General features: G+C 31.0%; 18 protein-coding genes. 12 read left to right on the forward strand and 6 right to left on the reverse strand.

What is annotated here, in order from left to right; all coding sequences use genetic code 11:
• Window positions 1-37: 37 nt before the first annotated feature.
• Together OW730_RS12645 and OW730_RS12650 are read left to right on the forward strand one after the other, a co-directional pair.
• Entirely contained in the window at window positions 38-1,120 is a 1,083-nt protein-coding gene (locus tag OW730_RS12645) for an AI-2E family transporter (protein WP_271229373.1), read from the forward strand.
• A 36-nt stretch (window positions 1,121-1,156) separates the two neighbouring features.
• On the forward strand, window positions 1,157-1,828 hold the full coding sequence (locus tag OW730_RS12650) for a CvpA family protein (RefSeq protein WP_271229374.1): 672 nt from the start codon (window positions 1,157-1,159) through the stop codon (window positions 1,826-1,828).
• Window positions 1,829-2,118: 290 nt separating this feature from the next.
• Here OW730_RS12650 and OW730_RS12655 read toward each other — a convergent pair whose 3' ends face one another.
• The 3 genes from OW730_RS12655 to OW730_RS12665 form a co-directional block, all read right to left on the reverse strand.
• Entirely contained in the window at window positions 2,119-2,580 is a 462-nt protein-coding gene (locus tag OW730_RS12655; RefSeq protein ID WP_333781278.1) for a methylglyoxal synthase, read from the reverse strand.
• A 242-nt stretch (window positions 2,581-2,822) separates the two neighbouring features.
• Window positions 2,823-4,172: a sodium-dependent transporter gene (locus OW730_RS12660; protein WP_271229375.1), complete on the reverse strand. Its 1,350-nt coding sequence runs from the start codon at window positions 4,170-4,172 to the stop codon at window positions 2,823-2,825.
• A 748-nt stretch (window positions 4,173-4,920) separates the two neighbouring features.
• Window positions 4,921-5,283: a hypothetical protein gene (locus OW730_RS12665; RefSeq protein ID WP_271229376.1), complete on the reverse strand. Its 363-nt coding sequence runs from the start codon at window positions 5,281-5,283 to the stop codon at window positions 4,921-4,923.
• Window positions 5,284-5,835: 552 nt separating this feature from the next.
• On the opposite strand from OW730_RS12665, the gene OW730_RS12670 reads away from it, so the two are divergent.
• The gene (locus OW730_RS12670) at window positions 5,836-6,174 is read left to right on the forward strand and encodes a hypothetical protein (protein ID WP_271229377.1); all 339 of its coding nucleotides are present in this window, start codon (window positions 5,836-5,838) and stop codon (window positions 6,172-6,174) included.
• 122 nt (window positions 6,175-6,296) lie between these two features.
• Here OW730_RS12670 and OW730_RS12675 read toward each other — a convergent pair whose 3' ends face one another.
• Window positions 6,297-6,917 carry a flavin reductase family protein gene (locus tag OW730_RS12675; protein WP_271229378.1) on the reverse strand — a complete coding sequence of 207 codons (621 nt, stop codon included), beginning with the start codon at window positions 6,915-6,917 and terminating at the stop codon, window positions 6,297-6,299.
• A gap of 399 nt (window positions 6,918-7,316) precedes the next feature.
• Here OW730_RS12675 and OW730_RS12680 point away from each other — a divergent pair, with 399 nt between their 5' ends.
• Window positions 7,317-8,069 carry a potassium channel family protein gene (locus OW730_RS12680; protein ID WP_271229379.1) on the forward strand — a complete coding sequence of 251 codons (753 nt, stop codon included), beginning with the start codon at window positions 7,317-7,319 and terminating at the stop codon, window positions 8,067-8,069.
• Window positions 8,070-8,148: 79 nt separating this feature from the next.
• Here the strand turns inward: OW730_RS12680 and OW730_RS12685 are convergent, their stop codons facing one another.
• Together OW730_RS12685 and OW730_RS12690 are read right to left on the reverse strand one after the other, a co-directional pair.
• Window positions 8,149-8,598: a threonine/serine exporter family protein gene (locus OW730_RS12685; protein WP_271229380.1), complete on the reverse strand. Its 450-nt coding sequence runs from the start codon at window positions 8,596-8,598 to the stop codon at window positions 8,149-8,151.
• A complete protein-coding gene (locus OW730_RS12690) occupies window positions 8,599-9,363 on the reverse strand; it encodes a threonine/serine ThrE exporter family protein (protein WP_271229381.1) in 765 nt (254 codons plus the stop codon). It lies immediately after the preceding gene.
• 207 nt (window positions 9,364-9,570) lie between these two features.
• Here OW730_RS12690 and OW730_RS12695 point away from each other — a divergent pair, with 207 nt between their 5' ends.
• The 8 genes from OW730_RS12695 to oraE all read left to right on the forward strand — a co-directional run bounded on the left by OW730_RS12695 (window position 9,571) and on the right by oraE (window position 18,497).
• A complete protein-coding gene (locus OW730_RS12695; protein WP_271229382.1) occupies window positions 9,571-10,932 on the forward strand; it encodes a sigma-54 interaction domain-containing protein in 1,362 nt (453 codons plus the stop codon).
• Window positions 10,933-11,135: 203 nt separating this feature from the next.
• The gene (locus OW730_RS12700; RefSeq protein ID WP_271229383.1) at window positions 11,136-11,957 is read left to right on the forward strand and encodes a 4Fe-4S binding protein; all 822 of its coding nucleotides are present in this window, start codon (window positions 11,136-11,138) and stop codon (window positions 11,955-11,957) included.
• A 1-nt stretch (window position 11,958) separates the two neighbouring features.
• Window positions 11,959-12,690: a hypothetical protein gene (locus tag OW730_RS12705; protein WP_271229384.1), complete on the forward strand. Its 732-nt coding sequence runs from the start codon at window positions 11,959-11,961 to the stop codon at window positions 12,688-12,690.
• 423 nt (window positions 12,691-13,113) lie between these two features.
• Window positions 13,114-14,160 carry a 2,4-diaminopentanoate dehydrogenase gene (gene ord, locus OW730_RS12710; protein WP_271229385.1) on the forward strand — a complete coding sequence of 349 codons (1,047 nt, stop codon included), beginning with the start codon at window positions 13,114-13,116 and terminating at the stop codon, window positions 14,158-14,160.
• 13 nt (window positions 14,161-14,173) lie between these two features.
• Window positions 14,174-14,470 carry a 2-amino-4-oxopentanoate thiolase subunit OrtA gene (ortA, locus tag OW730_RS12715; RefSeq protein ID WP_271229386.1) on the forward strand — a complete coding sequence of 99 codons (297 nt, stop codon included), beginning with the start codon at window positions 14,174-14,176 and terminating at the stop codon, window positions 14,468-14,470.
• 14 nt (window positions 14,471-14,484) lie between these two features.
• Window positions 14,485-15,897, forward strand: coding sequence for a 2-amino-4-oxopentanoate thiolase subunit OrtB (ortB, locus tag OW730_RS12720; protein WP_271229387.1), 1,413 nt, complete (start codon window positions 14,485-14,487; stop codon window positions 15,895-15,897).
• Between the two features lie 18 nt (window positions 15,898-15,915).
• Complete coding sequence (locus tag OW730_RS12725; protein ID WP_271229388.1) at window positions 15,916-16,278, forward strand: ornithine aminomutase subunit alpha; 363 nt, start codon at window positions 15,916-15,918, stop codon at window positions 16,276-16,278.
• Window positions 16,278-18,497, forward strand: a complete 2,220-nt coding sequence (gene oraE / locus OW730_RS12730) for a D-ornithine 4,5-aminomutase subunit OraE (protein WP_271229389.1) — start codon at window positions 16,278-16,280, stop codon at window positions 18,495-18,497. Before OW730_RS12725 ends, oraE begins: the two co-directional genes overlap by 1 nt.
• Window positions 18,498-18,591 lie beyond the last annotated feature (94 nt).

An 18,591-nucleotide genomic window follows, 5' to 3' on the forward strand; every position in this document is an offset into this window, starting at 1 on the left:
TTAAAAGAATTAAAACATAGGAGAAAGGAAGGTTTTTATGTTAGAAAATAAATTCTTCAGAATTTCTTTGAAGATAATTTCAGTTTTAGTAATTATATTATTGTTAATTAGAGTATCACCAATTTTAACACCCTTATACAATGTAATGAATTTGTTTCTTATTCCATTGATATTTGCAGTATTTCTATATTATGTGTTAAGGCCTGTGGTGAATTTAGTAGAGAAATGGACTAAGAAAAGAGGGCTTTCTGTAGGTATAACATTTGTTGGAGTAATTATTCTATTTGGAATAATGTTTGGTTATGGTGGAACACAGATAGGAAAAGAATTAGTTAATTTATTTAATGCTCTTAAAAAAGTAATTGAGGGGATTATTTCAAATAAAATAGAAGTATGGCCTTTTGAGCAATATATACCTTTACAGGATCTTATAGATAAGACTGCTGAATATTTTGAAGGTATACTTGGTAATTTGGCTAGTGAAGTTGCATCAAGCGCTACAGGTGTAGTGAGTGCTATAGGGAATATTGGGACTAAAATATTCTTAACATTATTTATGCTTGTTTTCTTCTTGAAAGATGGAAGCTTAATCATGGATAAAATAGTAGGGCTTATTCCTGTAAAGCATAGAGAAACAGTTGGTAGAATTAGAAATAAAGTTGATGAAACTTTAGCAGTATATATTAGTGGGCAAATAACGGTTTCTTTGATTCTTGGATTGTTAACATTAATAGGATATAGTATCATAAAACTGCCAAATGCATTTGCATTGTCATTTATAAATTTAATATTTAATCTTATACCATATGTTGGACCAATAATTGGATTTATTCCAGCCTTGATTATGTCATTATCAGGAGGACCTACTTTAATACTGATGGTTATAATTGTTGCAATAGTTGTTCAACAATTAGAAGGTAATTTTATTTCACCATGGGTAATTGGTGATAAGCTTAAAATTCATCCTTTGACTGTTGTGATAGTTATTACAGCATCAATATCTCAACTTGGAATAATTGGTGCCTTTGCTGCAATTCCAGTTTATGCAATAATAAGGGTAATAATGAAAGAAGTTAAGCTTAAGAAAAAAGATAAACTTATTGATATTGAGCAAAAGTGACAGATTAATTAGACTATATGTTACGGAGATGGGAAAATGAATATAATAGATATTGTTCTTATTTTAATTATTATTGTAGCAATTACAATAGGATACTGTAGAGGGTTCTTGGCTTCCATTGTTAAAATTGTAGCTTTTGTAGGAGCTATAGTTGCAAGTAGAATATTTCATGGAGAAACAGTGGAACTACTGAAAAATGTTAAAGTAGTTAAAGAATTTGTTGATACAGGTGTTAATATGATAATTGATAAGTTGGGCTTTAATGGTATAGCTAATTTATCAAGTGATGCATTAGATAAATTAGATACCCTACAGATTAATGGAGGGCAAGCAAGTTGGATTCAAAGCTCTATAAACACTTTGAAAACGTTTATAGGAGACAGTTGGATGACAAATGCAGCTAATGTAGGTGATGCAGTAGGAGAACTGCTGTATAGTATTATTGCATATATAGTACTTTTATTCGGAACATTTATAGCGATTTTAATACTAGGAAATATTATTGTTAAAATCATACATACTAGTACATTGCTCAAAGGAACAGATATGCTTCTAGGAGCAGCTTTTACTGGTGGATTAGCAACAATACTCCTATTTATTACTGTTAAGATATCTTTACCTTTTCTTTTAGTTATTAATAACGAAGGGTTTAATAAAGCTCTTACGGAGAGTAAAATCGTTGAATTTATAATTAACTTTTTAAGTTAAAACATTTAAAAGAAATGTAGAATGGATAATGGAGAATGTATAATGATGGACATTTCACTCTGTGAAATTTTAATCTTAATGTTCCTTGGACAATATAGTTTACTCGTTTCATTTAAATGAAACATTGTAGTTTAAATACAATATTTTATCCAAAGATAAAATGAGTAAAATCCACTTGGACTAAAGAACAATAAAATATAGCTTCTGACCTAAGTCAGAAGCATCCATCATTATCCATTATACATTATCCATTGTACATTAACAAAAGCACGCGATAGCGTGCTTTTGTGTTATATTTCTATTCTTCTATTATAATAAACCTCAAAAGTATTCATATTACGTTCGTATTCATTACACATAAATTGTGAAGTAATTATAAAATCTGCAGTAGCTTGGTTGGTAGCTACTGGTATGTTATATAGAGCTGCTATTCTTAAAAGTGCTTTAACATCAGGATCGTGAGGTTGAGACTCAAGGGGATCCCAAAAGAATAATAGACAATCTATATCGTTTTCAACGATTTTGGCACCAATCTGCTGGTCACCACCTAGAGGACCGCTTTTAAGTGCGATAATATCTAAATCGGTATTTTTTTGAATTATACTACCTGTTGTACCAGTAGCGTAAAATTTATGGTTCTTAAGTATTTCATTATTTTTCTTAACCCAAGCTAATAAATCTTTCTTTTTATTATCATGTGCAACAAGTGCTATTTTTTTGCATTTTCCCATCAATACAGTATTTTTTTCCATAATGTCCTCCTTTTATCATATGTTCTATAAAACATACATTGAATCTAAAATATTATGTATATGTATCATATATAGTATATCATTTTTAATGAAACATTTATATGTTGTATTTGTAAAAATTAGATTAATCATAAAATAATAAATTTTAAATTATTTTATGATTGCATGTATTAATACTTATATAAAAAATATAAAGAGTGTGAAAGAGGATTTATCTTCCATACTCTTTATAAATTACATTGTTATAATTTGATAATTCCGAAATTAGTTAGGAATATAAGTATAATTATTACTGGTGAAAGGTATTTAATAACGAATGACCATAATGGAGCCAGTGTAAATTTTATTTCACCATCATTCTCTATTTCATTAACCGCATTCTTGGTATTCCATACCCAACCAACAAATATACAAAGTAAGAATCCACCAAGTGGCAATAATATGTTGCTGGAGAACATATCCATAAAATCGAAGAAATTATATCCTAGGAACTTTACATCAGACCAAGCTCCATTAGCTAATGAAGAAGGAATTCCAAGAACGAAAATTATTAATGAAAGAACCACAGATGAAACTACTCTATTCTTTTTAAATTCATCTACAACAAATGATACACATACTTCTAATAAAGATATTGAAGATGTTAAAGCTGCAAACAGTACCAGTAAGAAGAATATTATTGCAAAAATATTACCAAAAGCCATCTTTGAGAATATTGCTGGAATTGTTATAAACATTAATCCAGGTCCTGCACCAGGCTCAAATCCAAATGAAAAAACTGCAGGTAGAATAACTAATCCAGCTAGTAGTGCTACAAAAGTATCTAAAACTAAAATCATAGTACCACTAAATGGGATGTTGGTATCACGGGGTAGATAACTTCCATATGTAATCATTGCACCCATTCCTAAACTTAATGAGAAAAATACTTGACCCATGGCATCAACAATAACCTTAGGTGTAAATGCTTTGCCAAAATCAGGTTTAAATAAGAATTTAACACCTTCGATTGCGCCATCAAGTGTGACAGATCTTATCATAAGAACAATCATCATAAAGAATAACGCAGGCATCATTATTTTACTAGCTTTTTCAATACCGCTACTTACACCACCAAGTACAATAACTAGTGTTAATATCATAAATAATGCTTGGTAGAAAAGTGGACTTCCAGATGATGATATAAAACTTCCAAAATGCCCGCCATAATCAACTGCATTAATTTTAAACAAGGTACCGTTTATAGAATCAAAAAGATATTTAATAACCCAACCACCTATTACAGCATAAAAAGATAAAATTATAAATCCTGCTAAAATTCCTATAGCACCTGCAAAGCCCCAGTTCTTATTAATAGCTCTATAAGCGCCTAAGGCATTAAGTTGAGTTTTTCTACCTATAGCTATTTCTGCAATCATAAGTGAAAATCCAACTAAAAATAATACAGCTATATAAACAAGTACAAAAGCTCCTCCACCATTTACTCCAGCCTTGTAAGGGAATTTCCAAAGGTTACCTAGTCCAACTGCAGAACCAGCAGCGGCTAAAATAAAACCAAGTCTTGATCCCCATTGGCCTCTGTTATTAGTCATAAAACCATCTCCTTTTCTTAAGTTTATGCCTTACAGTGATAAATTATGTTACATTTTATTACATAATAATAATCGAAAATAAAGCAATTATGTAAAAATATAGTTCATTTTAGAGTAATATTCTGAAAAATGAAATATTGAAAATGATTATATCACAAAAAAAGAGCAAAAGAAACAAAAATATTAAAAAAATATTAAAAAAATGAATAAAAAAATAACGTTACTTGCATAACGTTATTTTTTACTAGGCTTTTTATTAGATTTATTTTTGGGCATTTTTTTCTTTCTTACAGAATATCCAAAGCTACCTACACTCTTTTTTACCATAGGATAATATTCCCCATGACAATAGTGAAGAAGAGGTGGAAGATTATAAAATAACAACAAAAGTGAATGGAACGATAGTGAAAGAGTTGAATCAGAATAGAATGCTGAGGTTATTATACTATTACGTTTAATACTAATACAATCCTAGTCATAGCTTTATCGATGGTATTAATAACATCTTTATTTGTTGTGGTTTCTTTAGATGAAAGATAGCTATGGAAATGTTAAGGTATATAGGTGGAAGTGTAGTAACCAAAGAGAGCATAATAAGTAAGAAAGGTAAGTAGGTCAATTAATAATATAAATTCGGTACTATAGATAGATAATAATTAAATATAGCATAATGAGGTAGTATAGTAATTATAAAAAGCATCGATAATTATATCGATGCTTTTACGTACTATATTGATACTGTCTTTTTTTATTTTGCCGTCACGCTAAATGTATCTTCTATATCTGCTTCATGATCTCCAGGTAATATATATCCTCTCAATCTAATAGTATAAGTTTTACCTTTTTCTAATCCAGTAATTTTTATAGTATCTGCAGTATATACTGTACGAACATATACCCATCCAAGCCCAGGATAATTAATGTCAACTTCGGTTTTCTCTACCCATCTTTGATATTCAGGTCCCCAATTAATTTCTACTTCTACATATCCACTCTCATAGCTTGAATAGCTAATGTGTTCATTACTCTCACTAACCTGTGCGTAAGTTAATGCATTCGCATTAAACATAAGAATAACCATGCAAAAAATACTAATAAATAATTTTTTCATATTAACCCTCCTAAAGTTATTTTTTTACTATATTAGTATATAACTGTTAATGAGTAAGGTCAAATATTTAATTTCTGCAAAAGTGGACATAATTACACATTAGGTGATTATATGAAGAAAATAAGTAATTTTAGTGTTAGTATACTAATATCTTTATCTATCGTAATTATTACAGAGCTGATTATTTCAGCAATTATTTAGAAGGGAAGACAATAAGTCTATCCCCTAATTTTCATGTAATAAAGAGATTTTGAAAGAATAAATAGATGTTTGTATAAGTTATTGTAATATCAGTTTTAGTAATAATGAAAGTTTTTTTATTAATAGAGGATTCAGAAATCACTCTGTTGATTATGACTTGTTTCGTTGGAACTGTGAGCTCCGTTATAGCATTTTTTTACTAAATAAAATCCAAGTAAAAAAAGAATAAAAAAATGTTGCAAATATCTTAAATTACATTGATTTGTAAAAAAAAGATAAAAAAAGAATATTTGAAAATATAAGTCGTAAATTGTATAATTTGGATAAAATTTAATTTAGGGGGTAAAGTTTATGAAAAGATTTAAAAAGATTTCAGGTGTACTAGCTATTGCAATGTGTTTAATGATTTGTTTTTCTACTACTGCAAGTGCGTATATACCTTGCCACGAATGTGGCGAACAAATTGGTACTTGTATTCATACCTGTTCGCATACAAATACTTATACGTACGAATCAGGATGGAAATTATCCAGAGAATGGAGAACAAACATTGGAATTTGGTCAAATGTTTGGTGTTATGAGAAAAGGTACGTGCAAACTGTAAAAGAAAAGTGTAGATCTTGTGGTACTACACTAAATACTCATTATGAAGAAAGAATTACACATAGCAAAGATCATGTTTTGAATTAATAACAAAAATAATAATAAAAAAACGCTCACACTCAAATGCTGAGCGTTTTTTTTTGTAGTGATATAACATGATTATTCAGTATTAAAGAAGGCTTAACAAAGTCTTCTCTTTTAATACATACTTATTTTGGTGATTTATGATTTTTCTTTCTTCTCTTCTTTTTCTTTGAATTAGTATTTTTGCGTACTGAGTAACCAAAAGAGCCTAATGGATTAGCATTCAATCCATAATATTCCCCATGACTATAACAAATCAGATTAGCTTTATTAAAACATATCTTATTATTTTCATCTAATAAATTATCATCCACTTTAACATTTAAAACTTCTAATAAGAATAGATCATGCGTTCCAAGAGGTGTAATTGATTTGACTTTACATTCTAAAGCAACCGGACAACTTTCTAACGAAGGAGTTGAGATAGCTACACCATCATGAAGTTTTAAATCAAATTTTTTTATTTTGTCTTCTTTTCTTCCTGAAACAACACCACAATAATCAACAATTTTAACTAAATGTTTAGTAGGTAGGTTTATTACACATTCACCACTATTTTTTATTAGTTCATGAGAATATCTTTCAGGTCTTATACCCATAGCAATTATGGGACTTTTTGTACAAACAGTGCTCACCCAACCTACAGTAAAAGCATTGACTTTACCAGTATCTCGTTCTTTTGAAGTAACAAGTACTACAGGAGTGGGGTTTAACATTACACTACCTTTAAAATTTAATTTATCCATGCTAGTACCTCCATTCTGTATACTGTGTTTCTATTTGTGTTGCACTTCCTTTGAATTCTCTTTTCATATGTATTAACTCTCCGTTCTTTATACTTATCAAGACTTTATTATATCATAGAAACTTTAGGATTAAAAATCAATGTATATTAAATGATTTTTGTTGATGATTTAGAGTTCTAGTTTCAGAAAAATTTATTTTTATATTTGAGTATTAATCTATTAATAGGCATTGGATAATTAATAAATATTAAGGTAATATTTATAACCTACCTACTAGTATGATATACTAGTAGCATAAAATTTGGAGGGTAGTATTATGACTAAGAAAGTATTTGAAATCATCAACAGATTCAGTGCATAGTAAATGAAACTCAATGTATGGAGGAAACAACTAGTATCATGAAGGAACAAAAGAATAGAAAAATATATATTATATATGAAGTGACCATTAACATTGTAGCTGTGTTTATTGTAATACATACAGTTATGGGGTTCTTAGGATATGAATTATTTACTAATACTAAAATATATAGGCTTATTGAATTATTGATTTATCTTATTTTTACTGTTGATTATATTTATAGAGTGAAAACTGCTAAGAATAAGAAAGCTTTTATAAAAAATAATATTTTTGATCTACTTGCCATAATTCCCTTTAGTTCTGTTTTTAGGATATTCAGAATTATTAGAGCTGTTAAGTTAATTAAAAAATCAAAGATAAAAATAATAATGAATAGGATAAAGCAATTTATAAATACTAATTCATTTTATTATGTTTTATATGGAACTTTAATTTTAGTTTTTGTTGGAGGGTATGCATTATATAGATTTGAAGAAGGAAAATCACTTCACAGTTTATGGGATGGGATATGGACAGCTTTTGTAACAATAACAACGGTAGGATATGGAGATTACGCACCTGTTACAGTTTTGGGGAGAATTACAGCTATGATTTTAATGCTGATAGGTATAGGATTCTTAGGAATGCTTACGGGGACTATATCTACTTATTTCATTAATAAGAGGAAAAGTGATCTTTTAGAGAGTAAAAATGAAGATGATTACAAATTAGTTGATTTATCAGAATTTAATGAAGATGAGATTAAAGAAATTAAAACCTTTATTGAATTTATAAGAAGTAAAAAGAATTAGATTTAAAAATAAATAAAAATTAAATCGGCAATCCAAATTAACTTTCAGTTAAGTTGGATTGCTATTTAATTTTCAAGTATTACTTTTCATGCTGCATTCTCTTTTTCATATTAATCATTCTAAAAATAGAATAAATAAAAACTATACCAATAGCTATAGTAACTGCTGAACTTAATGTGTTAATTCCTGTACTTAGTGCTTTATCATAATTATGATTAACATATTCGTAAACAGTATAATACATTCCACCACCAGGAACCAATGGGATCATTCCACATACAATAAAAGCTGTTGCTGGAGTTTTTGCTTTTCTTGCCATAATCTCAGAATAAAGAGACATTATTGCAGAGCCCATAAAAATGGCAAAAGTATTATTAAAATTTAATGAAAGAAGTATTGAATAAATCAACCAACTTACCCCACCACTTAAAGAAGCAATAAATAGATGATTTCTTTTAATATTAAAATGAATTCCAAATCCAAGAGAAGCAATTACCGAGAAGATTACCTCTAATAAAATTCTACCCATCTATATCACCCCTTTCACATAATAAAACAGAGAAAAAATTATTACTGAACCTAGAACTATACCAATAGCCACAAAAAGTGCTTCAATAACTCTAGAAATACCAGAATAAAAATCTCCAGCTATAGTATCTCTTATACCATTTGTTATAGTTAAACCTGGTACAAGTAACATTATAGAACCAATAATGATTACATTTGACTCAATATTCATAAATAGTGAAGAAAATAGAGCTATAAAGGTAGCAAGAGCTCCTCCAAGAATATTTGTGAAAAAATCATTAAGTTGTAACTTGTCGCATTTTTTTAATAAAACAGTTATAATGCATCCAATAATAAAGGATAGTATGAATTCTAAATAATTACCTCCAAATAATCCTGTAAAGCAGCCTGTAATAGCTCCACCAGCAATAATATGTGAAGGGTATTTATATTTATTACCTTGTTTAATCTTTTTCAATTCTTCTTTAACATATTCTAATGAAGCTGAATTACTGGATATTTTTCTTGAAAGTTCGTTCACATTGTGTATTTTATTCATATCAACAGTTCGCTTCTTAATTCTCTTTATGAATGTAGTAGGATTGCCTTTATCATCTTTTAATGAAATCATGATAACTGATGGAGTTACAAAACTCTCTACAATATCAACACCATAAGACTTACAGATGATTGCAATTGTTTCTTCAACTCTGTATACTTCACCGCCATTTTCTAAAATTATCTGTCCGGCAGTTTCAGCAACTTCTAAAATATCTTTAATAGACATAGCCACCTCCTGTAACAAAAAATAATTCGATTCATTATACATAAATTTCTTTGAATTATCAACAGAAATTTTGTTAAAAAATAATTCTTAATTGTTGCAATTATTAGTAAAAACATGAATTAATCATGGAAATTAATTACTAGTTATTTAAAAGAAAATGATTTATAATTAAAAAAACAACTAGGGTGGGAGGAACTTCAAGGGGATATGAATAAAGATAGAATTATACTTGAGGAATTAATAAATAATCTCTACGATGGAATACACATTATTGATGAGAAAGGAACTACTGTATATTACAATGAAGCCATGGCTAATCTTGAGGGAACAACAAGAGATGAGGTTCTTGGTAAAAGGATAACAGAATATTTAGACCGTTTAAAAGAAGAGAATTCTACATTGCTTAGTGCAATAAAGAATAAGAAGAAGTATTCTGAGATCTTACAAGAATATTATAATAACAATAATAAGTTAATTACCACAATCAATACATCAATACCTATTTTTAATGGGAGAAAAGTTATTGGAGCAATCGAGATTTCAAAAGATATGACTCAAGTGAAAATGCTTAATGAAAAGGTTTGCAAGCTTGAAGAGAAGCAAAGAAAATCAAATAAAGGATATTCTTTTAAAGATATTATTGGAAATAGTACAGAAATGAGAAATGTTGTTAATAAAGCTATGAGAGCTAGTTTATCTAATTCATCTGTTTTAATTTATGGTGAGACTGGTTCAGGAAAGGAAGTTCTTGCTCAGAGTATTCATTACAATGGGATAAGAAGTGATAAGCCTTTTATAGCTGTGAACTGTGCTGCTATACCTAGTCCTTTATTAGAAGGGATGTTTTTTGGTACAGTTAAGGGGAGTTTTACTGGTGCCATAGATAAGAAAGGTTTGTTTGAAGAGGCTCACAGGGGGACGCTCTTATTGGATGAGCTTAATTCTATGGATACACAGTTGCAATCTAAGCTTTTAAGGGTACTGCAAGAAGGGTATATTAGACCTCTAGGTAGTAATAAAACAATTGATGTTGATGTAAGAGTTATTGCTACCCTTAATGAAAATCCAGAAAAACTTATAAAAGAAGGAAAGCTTAGAAAGGATCTATATTATAGATTAAGTGTTGTAAAGTTTGATATTCCACCTTTAAAAGATAGAAAAGAAGATATAGAAGATTTAGTAAATCACTTTGTACAATATTATAATAAAATCCTTGGTAAAGAAGTAATAGGGGTAAAAAATGATGTTATGGAAAGATTGATTAATTATGAATGGCCAGGGAATATACGAGAATTGAAGAATGCTATTGAATCAGCTATGAATTTAGCAGAGGACTATAAGAAGATTGGGATGGAAATGTTTGAAGATAAGTTTCATATAGGTGAACATGAAAAGATAGAGCTTAATGGTATATCTCTTGATGAATATCTAGGGAATGTTGAGAGGTCAATAATTAAGGATGTCTTATATAGAATGAGTGGTAATATCTCAAAGGCTGCTGATGAATTAAAGATATCTAGACAATCTCTTCAGTATAAGATTAAAAAATACAAATTGAATAATATATAAAACATAGTTGACAGTGGACAATTTTATTTAAAGGTTTTTAATTTATTATGTGCAAGCAGAGCTTGCTTTTTTTATGCAATTTTCACAATTCCATCACATTTAAAACAAGATTTAATCAAATATAGATATTATTATATAGATGTAGCTAGGAAATATTTTAATAAATGATGTACAGTAATAAATAAAAATTTGGGGGGAGTAAAGTGAAAAAGAAAATGAAGATTAGAGGAATTATTCAGAGTTTCTTCTTTATACTTATTGCATTTATAACAATAAACAAAACATTAGTTGAATCAGGTAGAGGCTTTAAATTTTTATCATCAGCATCGTTGCATGCAATATGTCCTTTTGGTGGAGTGGTATCAATATATGAATTACTAACAGCAGGTACTTTAGTAAAGAAAATACATGAATCCTCATTTGTTCTGATGATAATTGTATTTTTAATTGCAGTGGCATTTGGTGCAATATTTTGTGGATGGATATGTCCTTTTGGATCAATACAAGAATGGGTTAGTAAAGTGGGTAAAAAAATATTTAAAGGGAAGCATAATAATTTTATTCCATCAAAAATTGATAAATACCTTAGATTCTTAAGATATCTTGTATTGGTGTGGGTAGTATATGTAACAGCAGTAACAGGAAAAATAGGCTTTTCAGATGTAGATCCCTATTATAGCCTGTTTAAATTTTGGACAGGAGAAGTAGCTATAACAGGAATAGTAATACTTATTGTAATATTAGCAGCTTCATTATTTATGGAAAGACCATGGTGTAAATATCTATGTCCATATGGAGCGGTATTGGGTGTGTTTAACTTATTTAGAATATTTAAGATTAAGAGAAATCCAAAAACTTGCATATCTTGTACTGCATGCGATAAAGTTTGTCCTATGAATATTAAGGTTTCAGAAACTAAAGTGGTAAGAAATCATCAATGTATATCTTGTATGAAGTGTACATCCGAAGAGGGATGCAAAGTGGAAGATACAGTGAATTTCACATGTGAAAGGAGGACTCTATAATATGAAATTAAATTCTAAAGCTATAGGGGTAATTCTTATTCTTATTATATTTGGTGGAATAGGCATTTCTAAAGGGTTAAATGTTTGGAAAACAGAATCAACTAAAGTACCAGTTGTATTTAAAGAAGGTGAATTCGCAGGAGAGTATAATCCAGCAGATATAAGAGGATCTTATTCATTTGAGGATATTTATAATGCTTTTAATATAACACCTGAAGTGATGGCGAGGGCTTTTGGGTTAAAAGATATAAATAATCCTTCCTTATTCAAAGTAAAAGATTTAGAAAAAATATATGGCAACTTAGAAGGGGATAAGGAGATAGGAACTGCTTCAGTAAGATATTTTGTTGCTCTTTATAAAAAATTACCATATGAAATGGGAGAGGAAATTTACCTTCCAGAACCAGCAGTTAACATATTGATAAGGGAAATAAAAATAAATGAAGAACTAGAGAAATATCTTAGTGAACATTCAATAGATATTTCAAACATTAAAATAGAAAGTAATTCATCTGAGAATAACACTGAAGAGAATAATGAAAAGGTGATAAGAGGGAAAACCACTTTTAATGAAGTGATAGAGTGGGGGATTTCAGAAGAAATATTAGAAAATATTATTAATGGAAAAATAATTGATAAAAGTGTTGTTATTAGAGATTATTGTATGAAAAATGGTGTAGAATTTTCTAAAATAAAGCAAGAGTTACAAAAAAGAATTGATAAAAAAGAATAAGTTTGTAATAAATTCATTAAAAAATAATTTTAAGTCTGTTTATGCATAATATGGAAAGCGAGATTGCTGAAAAATGGGCATATTAATGCAAAATAATTTGCAGAAAACTAACAATAATCTAAAAGAATATTTGAAACTGTGATTTTTTAATAAAAAGGTGCAAAAATATTTGCACCTTTATTAAAATTATCTGAATATTGAATTATTGATTATGAATAAATATTCTAAAAATTTAGAAATATCCAAAGATTTTGATGCAAAATGAAGAAAAATAATATTATTTTTATAGAAAACTTGGCATGGAAATTGCTTAAATAATTAATAAAAGAAATATGATAGTAAAATAGTATATTTTTACATATTAAACACAGAAAAAATTAAACTGTGAACTATCGAAATTATAAAAAACAGGGGGAATTAAAAATGAGAGAAAACGTTAAAATTGCTATTTGGGGATTTGGAGCTATGGGAAGCGGAATGGCTAGAATGCTTCTTAATAAAAAGGGAGTTGAAATTGTAGGGGTTTGTGATATGCATCCTGAAAGAGTAGACAAGGATATGTATGAAGTTTTAGGAGTTGAAAGAGGAGATAGAAAACCAGTAATAATAAATAAGAATATTGAAGAAGTTCTTACAGAAAAATGCTGTGACTTATGTTTATGTGCTACAGACTCATTTACAGAAAAAGCTTTCCCAAGATTAAAATATGCTCTTGAGCAGAAGGTTAATGTAATATCTACTGCAGAAGAGATGGCATACCCACAAGCACAGAATCCAGAATTAGCAGCTGAGTTAGATAGAATTGCTAAAGAAAATGGAGTTTCTATTTTAGGAACTGGAATCAACCCAGGTTTAATCATGGATTTATTAGTTGTTTGTTTAACAGGATGTATGACAGATGTTGAACACATTGAAGCTAAGAGAGTTAATAGTTTATCACCATTTGGACCAGCAGTTATGGAAGAACAAGGTGTTGGAATTACTGTAGATGAGTTTAATAAAGGTGTTGAAGATGGTACTTTAGCAGGACATGTTGGATTTGCTGAGTCTATCAGAATGATCGGAGACGCTATAGGATGGCCTGTTGAAAAAATTGAACAACAAATGAAGCCAATTGTTACATCTGTTGATAGAAAATCTCCATATGGATTTGCAGCAGCAGGTAATGTAGCTGGAGTTAACATGACTGGACAAGGATATGTTGATGGAAAACCATTAATCGATATGATTCACCCACAACAAATCGAGCCAGAAATGGAAGGAACATTCACTGGAGATTACATAACAATCAAAGGTACTCCTGAAGTTAATATGGCAATTAAACCAGAGGTTGAAGGTGGACTTGGAACAATCGCTATGTGTGTAAACATGATTCCACAGGTTATCAATGCTGATGCTGGGTTAAAGACTATGCTTGATTTACCAGTACCAAGAGCAATCATGGGCGATATGAGAAACATGATTAAATAGGACGGTGATTAAGATGATTAAAAAAGGTACTTGGGTGGAGGTTGAGAGAACAGTCTTAGAGCCTGAAGAGAGATCGCCTCATATACCTGAAGATACTAAGAAAACTCCATTGATTATGTGGATCAAAGGTTTCTGCTTAGAGGACTGTGAAGTTGGAGACTGGGTTAAGGTTGAGACAATAATCGGAAGAGTTGAAGAAGGTAAGGTTGTAAATGTTGAGCCAAACTATACTCATAGCTTTGGAAATTATATTGGAGAAACATCATATATAGGAAAGCAAGCAAAAACTATTCTAAGAGGAGAAGAATAAGGAGGTGAAGTAGAATGAACAAGTATGAAAAGATGATGGAAAGAAAAAGCGAGATAATGCTAAAATCCGTAGGTGTAGACTATTCACAGTATGAATATGGGAAAATTGCATTTGATTACGAAAAACTCATGAGAGATACAGGATATACTCTAAATGACGTTATGGAAATTCAAAAGGAAACAGGAGTAGGTAATACCCCTTTATTAGAACTTAGAAATATGACTGAACTTGCTAGAAAAGTATCTAAAACAGGTAAAGCTGCAAGGATTATGGTAAAGGATGAACAATGTAATCCATCTGGAAGCTATAAGGATAGAAGAGCATCTGTTTCAGTATTTGAAGCAAAGAAAAAAGGTTATAAAGGTGTAGTTTCAGCAACTTCTGGAAATTATGGCGCTGCAGTTGCTTCTCAAGCAAATATGAGAGGGTTAGATTGTATTATTGTACAAGAGTGCTTTGATTCAAGAAAAGTTGGTCAACCTGAGATAGTAGAGAAAGCAAGAAAGTGCGAATGTTACGGTGCTGAAGTACTTCAATTAACTGTTGGACCAGAACTTTTCTATACATTCTTAAAGGTGCTTGATGATACATCTTTCTACAACGCTTCACTTTACTCAAATTACGGAGTAGCTGGTGTTGAAACTCTTGGTTATGAAATTGCTGAAGAATGTAGAGAGAAATTTGGTAAAGATCCAGAGGTGGTAATATGCACACATGCTGGTGGGGGAAATCTTACAGGTACAGCTAGAGGGCTTTTAAAAGCAGGAGCACTGCAAACAAAAGTTGTAGGAGCATCAGCTAATTTATCAGGACTTCATATGGCTTCTGACACTCAATTTAATAGAAAGTCATTCACAACAGGACATACAGGGTTTGGTATACCATTCATGACTAATCCTGACAGATCTGATGTACCAAGAAGTGCAGCTAGACCATTAAGATATATGGATAGATATGTTACTATCTCACAAGGACAGATATTCTATATGACTGAGCTGCTTGCTCAGATAGAAGGTCTTGAAAGAGGGCCTGCTGGAAATACTTCACTTGCAGCTGCATTTGTTCTAGCACAAGAGATGGAGAATGATGAGATTATTGTAGTTCAAGAAACTGAATATACTGGAGCTGGAAAGCATGTTGGGCCACAGCTGTCTTTTGCTAAGGAAAATGGTATTAAAGTTATGAAAGGGAATCCAGCAGAAGAGATTCCTGGAGAGAATATAATACTTCCTGAGCATCCAGAAAAGCTTACTATTCAAGAAATGGATCTTAATGGATATAGAAGATCATTAATAAAGAATGCAATTAAGGGATTAGAAGATAAGACAATAGGAAAAGAAGATCTTGAGTATTTATGTGAAGAAACAAGATTAGATCAAGTTAAAGTACTAGAAATGTTAAGTGAATTTGACATTTGTGTAAAATAATTATTATGGAGGATGGGAATGAAAAGAGCAGATGATTTCGAGAAGAGAAGAGAGCATTTAAAGAACTTAAGCAGTGAACAGTTAAAAGAAAGATTTTGGGCATTAACTGAAGAGATTGTTAAACCTCTAGTTGAACTTGCAGAGAAGAATACATCTGCTTCAATTGAGCGTTCAGTTCTATTAAGAATGGGATTCTCAAGCATTGAAGCTGGGGAGATAATTAAACAAGGACTTGCATGGAATTTGCTTGGAAAAGGTATGGGGAATGTAGTACTTACTTATGCAAAGATGAATGATATGGAATATAGAGAAGCAGGTAAAGAGTTAGCAGAAGGTAAGGGTTGGAATGAAGTAAGCAAGAAGATGAGAGGTGAGAACTAATGCTAGATAAGTTAGAAAAAAACGTTAAGATTGATGTTGAAGAGATTTTAAAAGACTTAGATAAATATGAACCAAGAAGAAGAGGCTGGCATTGGAGAGAGCCACATGAATCAGGGAAATTAGGAGAGTTTGAATATAGTGAAATTTCAAAAAGTTTAAAAACTTATGAAGGAATCCCTGCAGCACCTAGCTTTGGTAATATTGATCCTCAGCCTATGCCTGTTATAACTTCTGAGGTTGCTTCAGGAAGATTTGAAGATGATATTAGAAGAATGAGAATGGCTGCATGGCATGGCGCTGATCATCTTATGGTTATCAGAACAGCTGGACAATCTCACTTTGATGGATTAATAGAAGGATCTCCAGAAGGTATCGGTGGAGTTCCAATAACAAGAAAGCAAGTTAGAGCTACAAGAAAAGCTATTGACTTAATAGAGGATGAAGTAGGAAGAGAAATTAACTTCCACTCATATGTTTCAGGTGTAGCAGGACCTGACGTTGCAGTTATGTTTGCAGAGGAAGGAATCAATGGTGCTCACCAAGATCCTCAATACAATGTACTGTACAGAAATATTAATATGGTAAGATCATTTGTTGATGCAGCTGTTGCTAAAAGAATAATGGCTTGGGCTGATATTCTTCAAATAGACGGTGCGCATAACGCTAATGCTACAGCTATGAAGGGTTATGCTGTTATGCCAGAACTTATGGTTCAGCATGCTATAAACAGTAAGTTCTCTGAAATGGTTGGAATGAAGAAAGAGAATATTGCACTTTCTACAGTTCCACCAAGTGCAGCACCAGCACCATTACTAAAGCTTGACTTGCCATATGCTGTTGCTTTAAGAGAATTCTTTACAGATTACAAGATGAGAGCACAGATGAATACTAAGTACATGACTTCTTGTACAAGAGAAGCTACAGTAACACACTGCATGAACTTATTAATATCTGCATTAACATCAGCTGATATTCAAAGTACAATCACTCCTGACGAGGGAAGAAATGTACCTTGGCATTACAATAACATTCATGCTACAAACACTGCTAAGCAAGCTTTAATCTCTATGGATGGAATTAAAGAGATGGTTCAGCTTAAAGAGACTGGTTACTTAGCTGATAAAGTTAGAGAAATTCAAGAAAGAGCAATATTATTCATGGAGGAAATCATTGAAGAGGGTGGATACTTCCAAGCAGTTGAAAAAGGATTCTTTGTTGATTCTGGTAACTATCCTGCAAGAAATAATGATGGTATTCCAAGAGATATAGATAAAGGAGTTGCAGCAGGTACTGTTGTTGAGAGAGAAGAAGATTACTTTGCACCAGTATGTGCACACTTTGGATATAACAATATACCAGAAGAGTACAATAAAGCATGTGATGCTATTCACGATTGTACATTATGTGATCACTCTAAGATTGTTTTCATTAATGAGTTAGATGAGGAAGATAATGTAGCAAACAGAATGGAAAGAGTTAAAGAGGATGGAACTATAACTCCTGAGGTAGAGTGGAAGAAAGATGGATACGTAACTGTAACATTGTTTATTCCAGAGGATGAATTAGTTTCAGAAGCTGCTGCACTTGAAATGGGTAGAAAGATGAATCTTACAGATGTTGAGATAATTCACAAGCAGGTTATGCAAGCTTCAGAAGGAACACTTGTTGAGATTAAAGGTAGAGTAAACTTTACAGTTGAAAAGGCTACTCTAAAGGTTCCAGAGAAGGTAAAAGTTCTAGATGAGATGTTTATGAAAGACTATATAGCTGATAAGCCTATGAAGGTTGTATGTGCTACAGTTGGAGAAGATGAGCACTCAGTTGGATTAAGAGAAACAATTGATATCAAGCACGGTGGTATCGAGAAATATGGTATCACATATGAGTATCTTGGAACTTCTTGTCCAGTAGAGAAACTTGTTGATGCTGCTATAGAGTGTGAGGCAGATGTAATTCTTGCAAGTACAATAATTACTCATAATGATGTTCACACTAAAAACATGAAGAAGATTCATGACCTTTGTGTTGAAAAAGGTGTAAGAGATAAGTTGATTCTTGCTTGTGGTGGTACTCAGGTTACTAATGAGATTGCAAAAGCCAATGGAATGGATGCTGGATTTGGTAGAGGTAAAAGAGGTAAACACGTTGCTACATTCTTAATTGAAGAAAGAATGAGAAGACAAGGTGACGATAGAGAGAAAGTTTATATCGCAGAATAATCGGGTTAATTTGGGGATGTTTTGGGAATTTATTTAAAAATAGAGATAAAAGAAAAGAGAACACTGGGGAGTGTTCTCTTTTCAAAAGGTAAGG

The sequence above is a fragment of the Oceanirhabdus sp. W0125-5 genome (assembly GCF_027938815.1).
Classification (GTDB): domain Bacteria; phylum Bacillota; class Clostridia; order Clostridiales; family Clostridiaceae; genus Oceanirhabdus.